Consider the following 17,406-nt stretch of genomic DNA (forward strand, 5'->3'; position numbering starts at 1 on the left):
TTAAGAGGAACAAAGAGGAGATTAAAGATGCGTTTACGCGGCAGAAAAGGAATACGTGAAAATCTGGAGGCCCAGCCTGAGCTGATCGTGCTGGACCCTCGCGAGTATAAAGGACGCTGGAAAGAAAGATTCGGCAATGACCGCCCGATTTACGTCGAGCTCGGCATGGGCAAAGGTCAATTCATCAGCGGCATGAGCGTTCGTTATCCGGACGTAAATTTTATCGGTATGGATATGTACGATGAGCTGATCCGCCGGGCAGGGGAGAAGGGCAAGAAGGCCTGGGCCGAGAAGACCGGTCAAAGCATGGAAGACGTGCTGCCTCCGAATCTCAATCTGGCGCTAGGCAATATCGAGTTTATTGAGGAATTTTTTGCGCCGGGAGAAATCGAGCGGATTTATTTGAACTTCAGCGATCCGTGGCCAAAAGCGAAGCATGGACGCCGCCGGCTGACGCACCCGCGTTTTCTGAACAAGTACAAGCATCTGCTGAACGAACGAGGCGAAATTCATTTCAAGACCGATTCGCAGACGCTGTTTGAATTTTCGCTGAACGCATTTGCAGCCGTAGGCCTGCAAATGAGCGACATCTCGCTGAATTTGCACCGTGAAGGCATCAATGAGAACCATGTCATGACGGAATACGAAAGCAAATTCCATGCCCAGGGCATGAATATTTACCGCTGCGAAGTGAAGATAGGCCAAGAAGCTTTGCGCAAATACGAAGAGCACAAGATGGATATGTTTTAAACGGCACCGTCTGGTGCCGGGCTAGAGGGCCGTCTGCGGGGAAACCCGGAGGTGGCTTTTTTGCTGTAATCTTTCGTAGATTTTGTTATTGACTTTGCCGGATAGAGGTTGTAAATTTTAAACACACAAATTCAAATTAGTTAACTCGGAATTAATTCGGGGATACCGACTGTACGAACAGAGGTATTACGTGGTTTTACGCGTGATGCCTCTGTTTTTTTCGTTTTAACTAGGAGGAGGGGGACATGGGCTTGGGAGGATCAAGGCTGGAGATCGGCAATCTCGGCAAAATCTTTTATACAGCAGACGGACAGATAGAAGCTTTGAGGCAAATTGATTTGCAGATTGAAGCCGGTGAATTCGTTACTTTAATTGGACCAAGCGGCTGCGGCAAAAGCACGATGCTAAGGATCATAGCGGGCCTTGATACGGGGTATTCCGGCTCGCTAACTTTGGGAGGCCAGGAGATCCGGGGACCCGGGCTTCCTGTTTTCCCGAGATTAATTGCAAATCAAAAAGCTGCCGAATGTATCGGCAGCTTCATGTGCTGGGTCCTATTATGGCGTTTTCTTATAAGAAAACAAATCGCTGCGCCCCTGATTTTGGTCGAGCAGTTCGATGATCGCGTGGGCGCTTCCGGTTGGATGGTAGCTGTTGATCTGCTCCAGCACCTGCCGGCGCTTCTCGACAACCTGATCGTAATGGTTAATCAGCCGGTCCATCCAGTCCGTAATATCGTCTGTGGAGGTAATAGGCGTTCCCCAGCCCTGTGAGGTGAAATATTCGGAATTCTCTTCCTCCTGGCCTGGCAGGGGCTGGTGAAACAGCATCGGAATCCCTTTGGCAAGCCCTTCCGTACAGGTCATCCCGCCCGGTTTGGTCACCAGAAGATCGGCAAATTCCATCAGCTTATCTACCTCACGCGTAAATCCAAGCAGTTGGATGTTCGGATGCTGGAACCTTGGGTCCTCCTGCATCTTGTTCAGCTGCTTTGTATTGTTGCCAAAGCAGAAGATGATTTGTACCTGATCCCGGTAGCTGGCCAACAGGGAGTTAACGGTTTCATCTTTCATGAAACCCCAGCCGCCGCCCATGACAAGCACGGTTGGCAGATCCTTCAGGCCGAAGCTGGTCCGGATCTCTTCCTTGCTATGGCGTTCCCAGAAATTAGGGTGAACAGGAATGCCCGTCACTCGAATTTTGGAATCGTCAACGCCTCGTTCAATCAGCTTTTCCCGAACCTGGTTTGTAGACACCAGATAGCAGTTCACTTCCCGGCTGACCCAGGCGCCATGCACATCATAATCCGTGATGACTGTACAAAGCGGCACCTCCATGCCAAGCCGTTTGATCCTGGAAATGACCGCGCTTGGAATCGGATGGGTACAAACAATGACGTCCGGATGCAACTGCTTGATTACCTGTGAAGTATGCGTATAGAAAATCCGGTGGAGCGCCAGCGTCGTAAATTTATTCAGAGATTTCTTATAATTGCTGCGATACATAAGCCGGACGAGCCGGGGCTGCGATGAGACGGTCTTCTTGTATGCAGTTATAATGAAAGGCGCCATTCTAGGGTTAAGGAAGCTGCCCAGCTCTAGCACTTTGGTCTGAACATTCGGCGCAATCTTCCGCAAGTTACTGGATAGCGCGTAAGCGGCTTGCGTATGACCGGCTCCAAACCCCTCTGATAACAGCAATATTCTTTGTTTATGCACTTTAGTTTCACCTTTTCCCGCAAGGTTTTACCATTATATATACATTATCCGCTTTATGGCCATAATGCAACCGTCCCAAAAGCTGTTAATGTTCCAATAACGCCTCCGGCAAGGACATCAGAGGGGTAATGAAGCCCCAGGTAAATCCGGGACAAAGCTACCAGCAGCGCAATCGGAAGCAGCGGCAGAATGAGCAAGGGGAAAATAATCATAAACGGTACAGTTACTGAAAAAATAGCTGTCGTATGGCCGGACGGAAAAGAATGATCTTTCAACGGGTTGCGGAAAGTCCGGGTATCCGGCAGGGCAAGATAAGGCCGCAGTCTCGGATAGGTTTTCTTGGCTATAGCTACCGGAATGTGGCTTGCGGCCAGGGTTGTAAGACTCATGAGAGCCGTTGTTCCCCAAACTCTGGGCAGAAAGTACCAGCTGATCAGACAAGCCGAAATTGTAAAGGTGGCTCCGCCAAGATGAGTTACGTAATAGAGCAGGAAATTTAGAAATTTCCGGTGCAGCCCGGTGTTGATTTTGATAAATAATTTCCGGTCCGCTTGATGGAACTTGGCAAAAAGTCGAGTCAGCATTTACAGCTCCCCCTTTCGTTAGAGGCATTACTTGCAAATTCCATTTTCTATTTATTTAGGCATATCTGCTTTAAATGTATCATATTTTTTAAACCCGGACGGGCTTTTTACACAAAAAGTCTCGGCACTGGCGGCTGTGTTTGTTGGTGGCTGATTCAATGTTAGCTGAGGAGTTTAAAATAAATTGAGTTTAATTGTAAACTTTTTGGGCTTTTGTTTCGTAGATATTATTGGCATTTAAAATGGGGTTCCGCTTTATGTAAATTTTGGCTTTCTGAATTTTTGAAAAAAAAGGAGGGCCGAAGAAATAAAAAGGATTAAAAATGCTGAAAATAAGAAATAAGCAGGGATGAAACCGTGACTGTGATATTGTGAGAAGCTGTAGCAAGCCAGTTCGGCCGTATTTTGCCAAAACAAGCGCTAATTTGCTTTTGACAAACAAATCAAAGTCGTGGAGAATCGATATGGCACTTGCTGTGCAGTATGAAATATTTCAGAAAGAATCGTAATGAAGGTGGTCAGCGAGATTCGTTTCGCATGAAAGAACAGTGATAACAAATAAAAAAACACTGTGTCTAGAGAGAAAGAAAAACAAAAAACATTCAAAAGGGTTAAAAAAAGGGGGCTGCAGAGAATCATGTTTGATGGCATTTTGGTTACCCTCCAGATCATTCTGGCGGTGATTGCCGTTTACCAGTTCGTATTCTCATTGTTCGGCATGTACAGGAAAAAGCATAAGACGCAACACGCGCCGGAAAAATCATTTGCGGTTTTGGTTGCTGCGCATAACGAGGAGCAGGTGGTCGGAGCTCTGATGGAGAATCTGAAGGAGCTGAACTATCCTCGCGAGCTGTACGATGTATTCGTTATCTGTGACAACTGTACGGACCGCACGGCTGAAATCGTCCGCCAGCACGGAATGAACGCCTGTGTACGGACCAATACCAATCAGCGGGGCAAAGGTTTTGCGATCGAATGGATGCTCAAGAAGCTTTGGGAAATGCCGCGTCAATATGATGCCGTGGTTATGTTTGACGCCGACAATCTGGCGCATCCGGATTTCCTTAAGGAAATGAACAATGACTTGTGCGAAGGAGCACGGGTTATCCAGGGTTATATCGATACCAAAAACCCGGAAGACTCATGGATTACCGCTTCGTACGGGATATCCTACTGGTATGTAAACCGCTTGTGGCAGCTTTCCCGTCACAATCTGCGCATGGCCAATTTCCTTGGCGGAACAGGCATGTGCTTTGAGACAAATCTGCTCAAAGAAATGGGCTGGGGCGCAACCAGTCTGGTCGAGGACTTGGAATTCACCATGCGCTGCGTAGACCGCGGCGTTCATCCGGTGTTTAACTATGACGCCAAGCTGTTTGACGAGAAGCCTTTGTCCTTCAAGGCGTCCGCGCGTCAGCGTCTGCGCTGGATGCAGGGCCACTTTACGGTTGCCCGCCGTTATTTCTTCCCGTTGATCTGGAAGAGTATCAAGGAACGCAGCCTGGTCAAAATGGACATGGCGCTGTATGCGGTGAACGTGTACATCGTTTTGCTTACGTTTTTGCTTGCTGCGCTGATTTGGGCGGATCAATCGCTGTTTAATGGACCTCATTTCGCTACGCTGTATTCGTATTTGCCGATTTGGGCATCGTTTTTTGCGGTGGGCGCGAACGTAGTCACCTTCCTTCTGGCTATGGCCTTGGAGAAGGTTACGTTCAAGAAGGTTTATCTGTACCTGATCCTGTTCCCGATCTATTTGATCTCCTGGTACCCGATTACGTTCTATGCCTTCTTCACTCAAAACAACAAGCAGTGGAGCCATACCCAGCACACTCGGGTCGTGCGGCTTGAAGAAGTGCAGAGCAAGCAGGGGTAACCCTTTTCTTGAAGAAAGCTGTTGACATGAACTTCGATCGTGTGATATATTAGTCAAAGTGTTGTTAACAATAAAAAAGGATTGCAAGAAGAGGCTGCCGCTTCTCACCTGTCCGACAATTGTTGGCTGGTCTTGATCCGACCAAACTTGTGAATTTAACATTCATGATGATATGGACGATCAATATTGGGATGCGGGTGTCTGACCCGCATCCCTTTTCAATTTATGAAAGCTTAAAGGCGATTTTAAGCCGCTATGCGGCCATCCTTTTTGGAGGTGGAGAACTATCAGTAAGGAACATTTGATCAATGACGAGATTCGGGCGAAGGAAGTACGCTTGGTTGGACCGGACGGCGAGCAGATCGGCATCAAACCGATTCGTGAAGCCCAGCAAATGGCTATCGATTTGAACCTGGATTTGGTGAATATTGCGCCAACGGCCAAACCGCCGGTATGCCGCATCATGGATTACGGCAAATTCCGTTACGAGCAGCAGAAGAAAGACAAAGAAGCCCGCAAGAATCAGAAGATCGTGGACATCAAAGAAGTTTGGTTCCGTGCCAATATCGAGGAACATGATTATCAAACGAAATTGCGCAACGTAATCAAATTTTTGAACGAAGGCGACAAAGTTAAATGCTCTGTACGCTTCCGTGGACGTGAAATCACTCATGCCGATATCGGCCAGAAAATTTTGGAGCGCGTGAAGACCGAAGTGGCAGAACTGTCCAGCGTTGAGCGTCAGCCTAAACTTGAAGGCCGCAGTATGATTATGATTTTGGCGCCTAAAAATTAGGCGCCATATAAACTATGAGGGGGAAGACCTAATGCCTAAAATGAAAACACACAGCAGCCTTAAAGGCCGCTTCAAAATTACGGGAACTGGTAAAGTAAAACGTTACAAAGCCAACAGAAATCACCTTCTGTCCCACAAATCGAAACGTGCTAAGCGCGTTTTGGCCAACAGCCCAGTTATGTATTCCGGCGATGTAAGCCGTCTGAAACAAGGCCTGGCTAACCTGAAGTAGTTCATTCTTAAACAATTATCTTGGGAGGTTTATCACTATGGCAAGAGTAAAAGGCGGATTCGTCGTTCGTCGTCGTCATAAGAAAATTCTGAAACTTGCAAAAGGTTATTTCGGTTCCAAACACCGCATCTTCAAAACAGCTAAGGAGCAAGTGAACAAATCCTTGCTCTATGCTTACCGTGACCGTCGTCAGAAAAAACGCGATTTCCGCAAATTGTGGATCGTTCGTATCAACGCTGCAGCACGCCAAAACGGCTTGTCCTACAGCAAATTGATGCACGGCCTGAAGTTGGCTGAAGTTAACATCAACCGCAAAATGCTTGCGGATCTGGCTGTTAACGATATCGCAGCTTTCAACTCTTTGGCTACTGTAGCTAAAGAAAAAATCAACGCTTAATTAAGTCTTAAGCCAGAAGGCGCCCCAATGGGGCGCCTTTTTTTGTGCTCCGAACCTGCTTCTGAGCTTTTTATTTTGATGTTTTCCCAGTCAGCCGGGCGTTTGTACAATCACCGGACCTGCTGCGGGAATACGCTGGATAAGAATACAGCAGGAGGAGGGAAACCTGATGAAAGCAAATGCAATTGAATCCCAGGCTAAAAAACTGGTCGGCAAAAAAGTTATAGCTTATAAAAAAGACGGCGGCTTCGTGACAGGGACTTTGGTCAAAGTCAGCGGAAAACGCCTTTATGTGAAACCTGGAGCCGGTAAAAATGTGAGAACAAAAGCCATTTTGCCTTTGGCTTTATTTGACCTGCTTGCGATCGGCACGGCGCCTTATGCCACGGGGGGTTTTGGAGGATACCCTGGCTACGGTTATGGAGGATATCCGGGCAATGGATATGGTTACGGTGGATATGGCGGATACGGCGGATACCCTGGTTACGGTTATCCGGGCGGATTTTTCCTATAATTTTCGGTTTTTGCCCTAACGGCTGAGAAGTGATTTCTCCATTTCGTAACACTGGGTTTGAGCCACAAAACGAAGGGTATGGTACCCCAGTTTACTGTAAAACAGGTGGGCGTGTGTGTTCCCGGCGTCCACCATTACCTTTGAGCGCGAGCAGCCTCTGGAGACGGCGAAATTTTCGGCTTTGGCCATCAGGGATTTGCCGTAACGCTTGTGCTGATACTTCTGATCAACGGCGATCATATCGATGTACAGCAATTCGCCATGAATCATGAAGTGGATAAAGGCATGAGGGTCGGATTCGTAATTGGACGCTGCAACCAAGGTGACGCCGTTTTTCAAGCGGGCAGGCAAATCCCGGCGGATGTTCTCGATTTCCTTGTCAGACAAATGGCTGTGCGGGACAAGCTCCTTTTCAATCAAGGCATAGATGACAGGGTCATCCTGTTTGGGTCTTCGATAACGGATCAAAATGCACCCCTCCTTCTGCACCCGGGTGAATGTCTTCGTTATCCTATGATGGAGGCCTGTTTAGGGTGACAAATAAAAAAATAAGATGGGAACTATTGACTTCCCGTGTAAGGTGAACATATAATGTTCCTAACCATTTTAACCATTTAAAGCTATAAACCCAATGGCTATGAAGAGGACGAAGCTTAAGGGCTCTATGCTCAGAGAGTGGATGGATTTGCTGAGACCACCACCGTTATCCCTTATTGCGCGCTCACCTCGGAGCTGTTTTCCTGAAAGGTGTTTTGGCCTGGACGTCATCCAGCCGGACAGTGAATAGGGGGAATCGTGTTGTCCACGTTACGGATGAAGGGTAGTAAAGACCCGGCCAGCTTCGGCCCCTTGATTACCCGCCAAGACTTGGTATCGTGAGATGCCTTGTGAATTTGGGTGGTACCGCGTAAGGTAAATCGAACCTTTCGCCCCTCTAGCGTTATAACGCTGGAAGTGGGCGGAAGGTTTTTTTGTTGCTCTAGCCGCCAAGCCTGAGAGGAGGAAACGTAAAGTGAAAACGGAAACTGAGGAATTGAAGTCAACAGAACAATTACGTGAGAAATGGATGAAGCCGGAGGTCATTACCGGTTCTGAAATTTTGCTGAGAAGCCTGCTGCTTGAAGGCGTGGAATGCGTCTTTGGATACCCGGGGGGCGCCGTGCTGTACATCTATGATGCGCTTTACGGGTTCAAGGATTTCCATCATCTGCTGACGAGACACGAGCAGGGAGCGATCCATGCAGCCGATGGATATGCCAGAGCAAGCGGCAAGGTAGGCGTTTGTATCGCCACTTCAGGTCCCGGCGCTACCAACCTGGTGACAGGTATTGCCACAGCCTACATGGACTCGGTTCCATTGGTTGTCATTACGGGCAATGTCCATCAGAGCCTAATTGGAACCGATGCTTTCCAGGAAGCGGACATTACGGGTATTACGATGCCGATCACGAAGCACAGCTACCTGGTGAGGGATGTCAAAGATTTGCCGCGCATTATTCACGAGGCTTTCCATATTGCGAACAGCGGCCGCAAAGGGCCGGTGCTGATCGATATTCCGAAAGACGTTTCGGCAGCTACTACCTTGTTTGAACCGGCAAAAGTCATGAACCTGCGCGGATATAATCCGACGGTAGCTCCTAACCGGCTGCAGCTTGATAAAGTAGCGGCAGCGATTCAGGAAGCCAGCCAGCCCGTGATTTTGGCAGGCGGCGGAGTTGTCTACTCGGGTGGTCATGAAGAATTGCTCCAATTCGCCGAAACAACGGAAATTCCGGTAACGACCACTTTGCTGGGGCTCGGCGGATTCCCGAGCGGCAACCGCCTTTGGATGGGCATGCCGGGTATGCACGGAACGTATACGGCGAACAACGCGATCCAGCAGTCCGATCTGCTGATCTGTATCGGCGCCCGTTTTGACGATCGGGTAACCGGTAAGCTGGACGGCTTCGCGCCTAAAGCCAAAATCGTCCACATCGACATCGATCCGGCCGAGATCGGCAAGAACGTCCATACGGATATTCCAGTGGTCGGGGATGTCAAAACCGTGCTGGAGCAACTGAACAAACTGATCAAGCGGGCGGACAAGGCGGATGCCTGGAGAGACCAGATCCAGCAGTGGAAAGCGGAGAAACCATTCAAATACAAGGATTCCAACGACAGCTTGAAACCGCAGTGGGTTATTGAAATGCTGAACGAAACGACGCATGGCGAAGCTATCGTAACCACTGACGTCGGACAACATCAAATGTGGACGGCCCAGTATTATAAATTTAACCAACCGCGCTCATGGATCACCTCCGGTGGTCTGGGCACGATGGGATTCGGATTCCCGTCAGCTATCGGAGCGCAGATGGCCCATCCGGATCGGCTGGTCATTTCCATCAACGGCGACGGCGGCATGCAGATGTGTTCGCAGGAGCTCGCGATCTGCGCCATTAACAAAATCCCGGTTAAAATCGTCGTGATCAATAATCAAGTGCTTGGGATGGTCAGACAGTGGCAGGAGCTTATTTACGAGAATCGCTACAGCCATATCGATCTTTCCGGCAGCCCCGACTTTGTGAAGCTGGCTGAAGCCTACGGGGTTAAAGGACTGCGGGCGACGAACAAAGAGGATGCGCAGGCGGTTTGGCGCGAGGCGCTTGAGACACCGGGACCTGTATTGGTAGAATTCGTGGTGGATAAGCAGGAAAATGTCTATCCGATGGTTACTCAGGGTTCTACCATTGATCAAATGCTGATGGGGGACTGTGAATAATGACTACAAAACATGCGATTGCCATTCTAGTGAACGATCAGCCAGGCGTATTGCAGCGCGTGTCCGGCCTTTTTGGCCGGCGCGGCTTCAATATCGAGAGCATTACCGTAGGACAATCCGAAGAGCAGGGACTTTCCCGCATGGTCATCGTGACTGAGGGAGACGACCAGACGCTGGAGCAGATTGAGAAACAGCTCTACAAGCTGATCGACGTCATTAAAGTCGTTAATCTGAGCTCTAAACCGATGGTTTCCCGCGAACTTGCCTTGATCAAAGTCAAAGCGGAGCAGGCGGAACGTCCGGAAATCAAATCGCTGGCCGATACTTTCCGGGCGGCGGTTGTAGATATCGGAACCCGGAACATGATGATCCAGGTGGTAGGCGATACGGAAAAGGTCGACGCGCTCCTGGAGCTGCTTAAGCCTTACGGCATTCAAGAGCTTTCCCGCACAGGCGTAACGGCGATGACAAGAGGGAACGCTTTGTAGGCAGCTTGTTGGTCTAATTACTTTAAATTATTCCATTATGAATATCCCTGCTCCATGAGCGGGAATTTGAACCGATCTTATGATAACCGCGGCTGCGGGCTGATGCCGGAGGGCTTGGCTTAGAGAGCTAACTAAGGTCGTTTGAAATACCCGCTCATTAGGTTGAAGGGTTCAGCAATAAGCTTCTGCGCAGCCGCGCAGCGGACAAAACAAACATCATTCTAGGAGGAATCATATCATGGCAGTTACTTTGTACTATGAGCAAGATGCAGAATTAAGCGTATTAAAAGGCAAGACGATCGCAATCATCGGTTATGGCAGCCAAGGCCATGCCCATGCTCAAAACCTTCGTGAAAGCGGACTGAATGTTGTTATCGGCCTGCGTGAAGGCAAATCCTTTGACAAAGCCAAAGAAGACGGCTTCGAAGTATTGTCGGTAGCTGAAGCAACCAGCCGTGCGGATGTGGTTCAAATTCTGATGCCGGATGAAACTCAGGCGTCCGTTTATAACAGCGAAATCGCTCCTAACCTGAAAAAAGGCGCTGCGCTGATGTTTGCCCACGGTTTCAACGTTCACTTTGGACAAATCGTTCCTTCCAAGGATAATGATGTCCTGCTTGTTGCTCCTAAGTCCCCTGGTCATATGGTTCGTCGTACCTATGTAGACGGCTTCGGTGTACCAGGTCTGATCGCTATCCACCAGGATGCAACCGGACAAGCCAAAGAGATTGGTTTGGCTTATGCTAAAGGGATCGGCTGTACGCGTGCAGGGGTTATCGAAACTTCCTTCCGTGAAGAAACCGAAACCGATCTGTTCGGTGAACAAGCCGTATTGTGCGGCGGCGTAACTGCCCTGATCAAAGCCGGCTTCGAAACGTTGACTGAAGCTGGATATGCGCCGGAAATGGCTTACTTCGAGTGCCTGCACGAGATGAAGCTGATCGTAGACCTGATCTATGAAGGCGGCATGGCTACCATGCGTGATTCCATCAGTAACACTGCCGAATACGGTGACTATGTTACCGGACCTCGCATCGTAACTGACGAAACGAAGAAAGCGATGAAAGAGGTATTGGCTGATATCCAGCAGGGTAAATTTGCCCGCGACTTCATCCTGGAGAACCAATCCAACCGCGCTTTCCTGACTGCAACCCGTCGTAATGAAGCAGCTCATCCGATCGAGGTAGTAGGTTCCGAGCTTCGCGGTTTGATGCACTGGATCAAGAAATAATAGCTGCCTGTAAGGCTTGCAGCCTGGGGCATAGAAATGCGGCTCTGCAGTTTATCTGTGGAGCTGCATTTTTTTGTGCGGACTCATCCCTAAAAGTATCTTATCTAACTCAATCTCTTCCAAACATATAGGTATAGCCTATCAGTTTGATAGCTTCTATATCTTGGTGCAATTCTGCCTTGCTATGTTACAAATAAAGAAGATGAAAATAACGTGATGAGGAGTGTTGTTCATGTCAGAGGTTAAGAAGATAGCGGTAATTGCCGGGGATGGAATCGGACCTGAGGTTGTCCGGGAAGCGGAGAAGGTGCTGAAACGGACGGAGGAGCTGTTCGGCTACCGCATTGAGACGGAACACGCTTTGTTTGGCGGCATTGCCATTGACGAGAAGGGAACACCACTGCCGGAAGAAACACTTGAAGTCTGCAAAAAGGCCGATGCAGTGCTGCTCGGAGCCGTCGGCGGCCCGAAATGGGACAACAACCCGAAAGAGCTGCGTCCGGAAACAGGCCTTTTGGGAATCCGCAAAGCGCTTGGATTGTTCTCGAACCTGCGCCCGGCTGTTGTGTTTGATTGCTTGAAGGATGCTTCTACACTTAAACCTGAAGTGCTTGAAGGAACGGACCTGATCGTCGTTCGCGAGCTGACCGGCGGCATCTACTTCGGCGAGAAATTCCGCCGCGACAGTGAGCAGGGACAAGAAGCTGTGGACACCTGCACTTACAATGTGAGCGAAGTAGAGCGGATCGTGCGCCAGGCCTTCGAGATTGCAGGGAAACGCCGTAAGAAACTCGCATCCGTCGATAAAGCGAACGTGCTGGAAACTTCCCGCTTGTGGCGCGAAGTTGTGAATCGGGTAGCACCGGAGTATCCGGACGTAGAGCTGGAGCATGTGCTTGTCGATAACTGCGCGATGCAGCTGCTCCGCAGACCTGCAAGCTTTGATGTGATCGTCACAGAAAATATGTTCGGCGACATTCTGAGTGATGAAGCAGCGATGCTGACCGGTTCGATCGGCATGTTGTCCTCCGCTTCGCTTGGTGAAGGAAGCTTTGGCCTTTATGAACCCGTACACGGTTCTGCTCCCGACATTGCCGGACAGAACAAAGCGAATCCAATTGCTACAATCCTTTCCGTTGCCTTGATGTTCCGAATGACCTTTGGATATGAGGACGCCGCGGATGCTATTGAGAAAGCGGTGAAGGATGTGCTGGATGCGGGTCACCGTACTGGAGATATAGCTGTAGATAAGGCAGCCGCAATCGGCACCGATGTAATGGGCGACCTGATCGTAGCAGCAATGACCAGCAAAGCTTCTTCGGCAGTCTAATCCTAAAGTTCACAAAAAGTTCGTTAATTATAATTATTCTAAAAAAGAAATGAATATAATCTTGACTTCAAATATGGAGAAATGTTACCATCTTTATTGTAAATGATAAAGATTATCATTCAGAAATTAGGAGCGGATTATCCCGCGCCTTACATATTCTAAAGGAGGATTATAATCATGGCACAACGTTTGGTTGGAAGACCTGCACCTGATTTTAACATGGAGACTGTATCTGGAGACGGCAAAGAGTTTGGACGCGTAAAACTGTCCGACTACAGCGGTAAATGGCTGGTATTCTTCTTCTATCCACTGGACTTCACATTTGTATGTCCTACGGAAATTACAGCTCTGAGCGAGGCTTACGAGCAATTCAAAGAACTGGACACTGAAATTCTTGGCGTAAGTGTTGACTCTATCCACAGCCACAAAGCTTGGATCAACACTGCTAAAGAAAACAACGGTTTGGGACAATTGAACTTCCCGCTCGCTTCCGACATCACTAAGAAAGTTGCTGAAGACTACGGCGTACTGATCGAAGAAGAAGGCGTTGCACTGCGCGGCTTGTTCATCATCGATCCAGAAGGCGAATTGAAATACCAAGTGGTTAACCACAATGACGTTGGCCGCAGCGTAGAAGAAACACTTCGTGTTCTTCAAGCCCTGCAATCCGGCGGATTGTGCCCAATGAACTGGAAACCAGGCGACAAAAACCTGAACGCTTAATCATTGGATTATAGCCTAACCCCCTTTTGACGAAAGTCAACAGGGGGTTTTTTACACACTTTTCAGGTAATTGGACGGAAATATTGACTTAAACGTGGTAAAATGGGTAAAAATCTAACGTGATGAGAGGAATCGCTTCCTAAGTCCGCGAATAAGTTATAGAAAATGGATGAACCGAGATCAGGAGGGTGATGGGGAATGAGTTTTTGTTGCGGAGCCAGCATGGTGGGAACAAAAGGAACACTGAAGCATTACCGTACTCAGGTCCACAATGTTCCCCTTTTATTGTGCCCGGTATGCCATCGAGTTGAGGTTCATTATAAGGTTGAAAATGAATACGAAATATTGGCTGAATATGCTCATGCGGATGGGGCGCAGGAAATTGATTTTGCCGATTTTGTATCCGAAGATGATGAATCGATTTTTGTGAACTGCGTAAATGATGAGCGTGAGGATCCGCTAGATATAGTCAAACGCCAAATTGACAGCTCCCTCGATCTGTTAACAGTGGCTAAACATATTGGAGACGAGAAATGGGAGAGCGAGTTGAAGCGCAGGCTTGCCTTCATGAGTAGAAGAAGAGAAAGGCTTCAGCACCGTTAGCAGAGGAATAAGTGAAGGGTTAAATGGGCCAATCACGATTGAATATTTCGTAAAACAGCTTTCGTCACGGAAGCTGTTTTTCTTATTTTTGGAAATATTGGACGTAATGGGATGAAACCTCTTTTTTCGACAGTTTCTCTGATTGACGCGTTTAGACAACCTCTTTATGATTAAGTTGTACCAGGAAAACTTTTGCAGGAGAAGATCGAAAATCGGCCTTTTCAAGCATGAAGTTGTTTAGCTAGATGATGAATTTTTGATGTCATTGATATCATATTCATAGATATCAGTGATTTTTTTAGTGCTTGGCTTGAAAAGTGTTAGATGGTCTTGGGAAAATACTCAGTTTCACCCTGCATTCTCCGTTCTGAGATGAAAAAGCCAAACCGGCAAGAACATCATTCAAGGGAAAAGGAGGATAACAACTTGTTGAGTGATATCGAAGAAACGCTGCTCCAACCAGTCGAACTTTTTGTATCAGCCCAGCTTAAAAAAAACAAGTATGAAAATGTACTCCAGCACCTGGACAATGGCATTATTTTATTTAACTGCGAGGGACAAATTACTTTCGCTAATTCCTTGATCGCATCTTTGCTAAGACTGCAGCCGCAGGAGATGATCGGCTGCACGATCCGCCAGCTGCTTACGCCCTCCCATTTGAGGCGAAGCGAATGGAAATGGCTCTTTCAAGTCTATCGCGAGATTATGCATAAACATAAAACCAGGTTTGAAATCCGGGATGATTACGGGAAATACTGGATGGTCTCGGTGACCTATACCGAAGATTTGGATGGGGATCTGCTTATCAGCTTTAAAGATATTTCGGACTATAAGCAAATCGAACAGACGGCCTCCCATAATGACAAGTTGGCGATTTTAGGAAAAATTTCCGCGGCTATTGCCCACGAGATTCGAAATCCTCTAACGGCTATCCGCGGTTTTATCCAACTGCTCCGTCCCCATCTGCTTCAATTGGGCAAAGACGAATATGCCCGGATCATTCTAATGGAGATTGACAGAACCAACGACATTATTCATGAGTTTCTAAACTCTTCCAAACCTTCCTCTCCTTCCACACCGGAGAAAGCGGTGCTAAGAGTTACCTCTTTACTGAGGCAAACGGTATTGCTGACAGAAAGCGAAGCGCTGATGAAGGACTGTGAAATTTCGCTGCAGTCGGAACAGGAAGAGATGATGATTTCTATAGATGCCAAACAAATCAAGCAGGTTTTTCTCAATCTGATCAAAAATGCCATGGACGCCATTGAAGAGATCGAGGGGCGGAAAGGCGAGATCCAGATTCAGGCGAAATCTGAAGGCGCAAATGCGGTAATTTCTATACGCGATAACGGAAGCGGTATGGAACAAGCAAGATTAAAGAGGTTGTCAGATCCTTTTTTCACGACAAAAGAGAAGGGCACAGGACTTGGTTTGTCGGAAAGCTACCGTATTATTCAAAATCATGGCGGCTCCATAAAGGTTGAAAGCAGCATTGGAGTCGGAACAACTTTTATCATCTCGCTGCCGCTAGCTAATTAGGGCCAAAAAGCCGTTTCAGGTGAAACGGTTTTTTTTGTTTAAATAAATAAGGGATGAGGAATGAATAAATACAGCCAGGATGACAAAAAGGATGGTGCAGAATTGGACGGTAATGTAGCGGAAGTATTGTGGAACAGCGGGGGAATTCCCGATGATGCGGAACGAAAGGTCCTTATTTTGTTAGTTACAAAGAAGGAAGTTAAAAGCGGGCAAGTGGAATCATGGCTTAAACCGTATACCGGAACGCTGGCACAAAGCCGGTTATTTGAAGGCGAAGTGAACCAGACCTTCCTATTGCCGATGCCGGATCAGAATCCGGCGGAGACTGTAATTCTAGTTGGGGCCGGCGAAGACCCCCTTACAGCTGATGAATTAAGATTAAGCGCTGCTGCGGCCGCTCGGGCGGCAGTAAGCATCCGGCCGGAACAAGTGTTATTTAAAGTACCTGTATCGCTGGGCTCGCTCATGGTTGAAGGACGTAATGAGCTTGCAGCGCAGGCCTTGACGGAGGGCTTTCTGCTTGGCGCTTATCACAGGCCAAATTATAAGCGGGAGAAGTCTGCTTATGAAGGGATACGGAAAGTGTTCTTTTTACATAAAGAGGCAGCAGTCGGTTCCGAGCCCGAGGAGTGGGCACAAGGGATACGGATGGGCCGTGCTTTTGCCGCTGGTACGATAACGGCCAGGGATCTGACCAACCTGCCGGGCAATCTGCTGACACCGGAGGATTTGGGAGACGCAGCGGTCGAACTGGCCCAGCGGTACGGACTTGAAGTCGAGGTGCTGGATGCAGCCGACCTCCAGGAGCAAGAAATGGGCGGACTGCTGGCAGTAGGACAGGGCAGCGTTCATCCTCCGCGGATGATTATAATCAAATACAAAGGAGTCGATCATTGGAAGGATGTTACCGGCTTGGTCGGAAAAGGGATTACCTTTGATACCGGCGGAATATCGCTTAAACGAGCTCCGGGGATGGAGGAAATGATCAGCGATATGGGCGGGGCGGCTTCCGTACTCGGCGTAATGGAGATTCTAGGCATTCTGCGTCCCAAAGTGAACGTGATTGCCGTCATTCCCGCGGCGGAGAATATGCCGTCCGGCAGTGCCATGAAGCCCGGAGATGTAATAACAACCCGCAGCGGAAGAACGATTGAAATGCAGAACGCTGATGCGGAAGGCAGAATCGTTCTGGCGGACGGGGTAACGTATGCTAAAGAGCAGGGAGCAGAGCGAATTATTGACATTGCGACTTTAACCGGAGCAATTTTGTCTGCGCTGGGGGACGTGGCAACGGGAGCCGTGACGAACGACGATATTTTTCTGCAAAGCTTCATTATGGCTTCGAAACAAACGGGTGAAAAAGTGTGGCCGCTTCCGAACTATCCGGAATATTGGGGAATGCTGAAGAGCAGTGTCGCCGATCTGAACAACCGTCCAGGCAGGAATGCAGCTGCCATTACGGCGGGGCTGTTCATCGGTACCTTTGCCGAAGGCCTGCCGTGGATTCATTTGGACATCGCCGGAACCGCTTTTTTAAGTAAGGAACGTGGTGTGGATCCGCGGGGAGGCACTGGGGTTATGGTTCGTACGGTGAGTCAGTGGATTCTGCAAAACGGACTGCAGTAAACCGAGTTTCTTCTATTAAAAATATAGGAGACAATAAAGATCACTTTCATAGGGAAGTGGATTTACCTGTCAGGAAGCTCTGCTGAGGAAAGCAGGGCTTTCTGCTTGTGCGGATACTCGCGGGATACCCGTCGTTCTACGCAGCCGTTCTATGGTGCTACTTACGCTAAACACGCCTACATACTTTAAAGCGGCAAAATAAACTTCTTTACTTTAACGTTTTGCTTCAAGTAAGATAGAG

The 17,406-nt window shown here is 48.4% G+C and carries 17 protein-coding genes and 1 pseudogene; 15 read left to right on the top strand and 3 right to left on the bottom strand.

Translation table 11 applies throughout. The features are described 5' to 3' along the window. The first annotated feature begins 27 nt into the window (after window positions 1-27). Both trmB and CBE73_RS20130 read left to right on the top strand, forming a co-directional pair. Window positions 28-750: a tRNA (guanosine(46)-N7)-methyltransferase TrmB gene (trmB, locus tag CBE73_RS20125; protein WP_094095762.1), complete on the top strand. Its 723-nt coding sequence runs from the start codon at window positions 28-30 to the stop codon at window positions 748-750. A gap of 245 nt (window positions 751-995) precedes the next feature. Continuing rightward, a pseudogene (locus tag CBE73_RS20130) lies at window positions 996-1,214 on the top strand (ATP-binding cassette domain-containing protein); the annotation flags it as partial. 93 nt (window positions 1,215-1,307) lie between these two features. Here the strand turns inward: CBE73_RS20130 and CBE73_RS20135 are convergent. Together CBE73_RS20135 and CBE73_RS20140 are read right to left on the bottom strand one after the other, a co-directional pair. Next, window positions 1,308-2,468, bottom strand: a complete 1,161-nt coding sequence (locus tag CBE73_RS20135) for an MGDG synthase family glycosyltransferase (RefSeq protein ID WP_094095763.1) — start codon at window positions 2,466-2,468, stop codon at window positions 1,308-1,310. A gap of 53 nt (window positions 2,469-2,521) precedes the next feature. After that, window positions 2,522-3,052, bottom strand: coding sequence for a phosphatase PAP2 family protein (locus tag CBE73_RS20140; RefSeq protein WP_094095764.1), 531 nt, complete (start codon window positions 3,050-3,052; stop codon window positions 2,522-2,524). A gap of 637 nt (window positions 3,053-3,689) precedes the next feature. On the opposite strand from CBE73_RS20140, the gene CBE73_RS20145 reads away from it, so the two are divergent. The 5 genes from CBE73_RS20145 (at window position 3,690) to CBE73_RS20165 (ending at window position 6,867) form a co-directional block, all read left to right on the top strand. Next, window positions 3,690-4,928 carry a glycosyltransferase family 2 protein gene (locus CBE73_RS20145; RefSeq protein WP_094095765.1) on the top strand — a complete coding sequence of 413 codons (1,239 nt, stop codon included), beginning with the start codon at window positions 3,690-3,692 and terminating at the stop codon, window positions 4,926-4,928. Between the two features lie 301 nt (window positions 4,929-5,229). After that, window positions 5,230-5,724 carry a translation initiation factor IF-3 gene (gene infC / locus CBE73_RS20150; protein ID WP_157739635.1) on the top strand — a complete coding sequence of 165 codons (495 nt, stop codon included), beginning with the start codon at window positions 5,230-5,232 and terminating at the stop codon, window positions 5,722-5,724. Window positions 5,725-5,755: 31 nt separating this feature from the next. Continuing rightward, a complete protein-coding gene (rpmI, locus tag CBE73_RS20155) occupies window positions 5,756-5,956 on the top strand; it encodes a 50S ribosomal protein L35 (protein WP_068694119.1) in 201 nt (66 codons plus the stop codon). Window positions 5,957-5,993: 37 nt separating this feature from the next. After that, window positions 5,994-6,353, top strand: a complete 360-nt coding sequence (gene rplT, locus CBE73_RS20160) for a 50S ribosomal protein L20 (RefSeq protein ID WP_068694121.1) — start codon at window positions 5,994-5,996, stop codon at window positions 6,351-6,353. A gap of 169 nt (window positions 6,354-6,522) precedes the next feature. Beyond that, window positions 6,523-6,867 carry a hypothetical protein gene (locus tag CBE73_RS20165; protein WP_094095767.1) on the top strand — a complete coding sequence of 115 codons (345 nt, stop codon included), beginning with the start codon at window positions 6,523-6,525 and terminating at the stop codon, window positions 6,865-6,867. 15 nt (window positions 6,868-6,882) lie between these two features. Here the strand turns inward: CBE73_RS20165 and CBE73_RS20170 are convergent, their stop codons facing one another. Continuing rightward, window positions 6,883-7,335 (bottom strand): GNAT family N-acetyltransferase, encoded by a 453-nt coding sequence (locus CBE73_RS20170; protein ID WP_094095768.1) that lies wholly within the window; start codon window positions 7,333-7,335, stop codon window positions 6,883-6,885. A 598-nt stretch (window positions 7,336-7,933) separates the two neighbouring features. Here CBE73_RS20170 and ilvB point away from each other — a divergent pair. The 8 genes from ilvB (at window position 7,934) to CBE73_RS20210 (ending at window position 17,165) form a co-directional block, all read left to right on the top strand. After that, window positions 7,934-9,625, top strand: a complete 1,692-nt coding sequence (gene ilvB, locus CBE73_RS20175; protein ID WP_094096441.1) for a biosynthetic-type acetolactate synthase large subunit — start codon at window positions 7,934-7,936, stop codon at window positions 9,623-9,625. After that, window positions 9,625-10,113 (top strand): acetolactate synthase small subunit, encoded by a 489-nt coding sequence (gene ilvN, locus CBE73_RS20180; RefSeq protein WP_094095769.1) that lies wholly within the window; start codon window positions 9,625-9,627, stop codon window positions 10,111-10,113. Before ilvB ends, ilvN begins: the two co-directional genes overlap by 1 nt. Before the next feature lie 238 nt (window positions 10,114-10,351). After that, complete coding sequence (gene ilvC, locus CBE73_RS20185; RefSeq protein ID WP_094095770.1) at window positions 10,352-11,344, top strand: ketol-acid reductoisomerase; 993 nt, start codon at window positions 10,352-10,354, stop codon at window positions 11,342-11,344. Window positions 11,345-11,576: 232 nt separating this feature from the next. After that, window positions 11,577-12,674 (top strand): 3-isopropylmalate dehydrogenase, encoded by a 1,098-nt coding sequence (gene leuB / locus CBE73_RS20190; RefSeq protein WP_094095771.1) that lies wholly within the window; start codon window positions 11,577-11,579, stop codon window positions 12,672-12,674. Window positions 12,675-12,851: 177 nt separating this feature from the next. Next, window positions 12,852-13,397, top strand: a complete 546-nt coding sequence (locus tag CBE73_RS20195) for a peroxiredoxin (RefSeq protein WP_094095772.1) — start codon at window positions 12,852-12,854, stop codon at window positions 13,395-13,397. 198 nt (window positions 13,398-13,595) lie between these two features. After that, the gene (locus CBE73_RS20200) at window positions 13,596-14,000 is read left to right on the top strand and encodes a hypothetical protein (RefSeq protein WP_068694136.1); all 405 of its coding nucleotides are present in this window, start codon (window positions 13,596-13,598) and stop codon (window positions 13,998-14,000) included. Between the two features lie 426 nt (window positions 14,001-14,426). Continuing rightward, entirely contained in the window at window positions 14,427-15,539 is a 1,113-nt protein-coding gene (locus CBE73_RS20205; RefSeq protein WP_094095773.1) for an ATP-binding protein, read from the top strand. Between the two features lie 60 nt (window positions 15,540-15,599). Continuing rightward, window positions 15,600-17,165 carry a leucyl aminopeptidase gene (locus tag CBE73_RS20210; protein WP_094095774.1) on the top strand — a complete coding sequence of 522 codons (1,566 nt, stop codon included), beginning with the start codon at window positions 15,600-15,602 and terminating at the stop codon, window positions 17,163-17,165. Window positions 17,166-17,406 lie beyond the last annotated feature (241 nt).

The sequence above is a fragment of the Paenibacillus physcomitrellae genome (assembly GCF_002240225.1).
GTDB classification, from domain to species: Bacteria; Bacillota; Bacilli; order Paenibacillales; family Paenibacillaceae; genus Fontibacillus; species Fontibacillus physcomitrellae.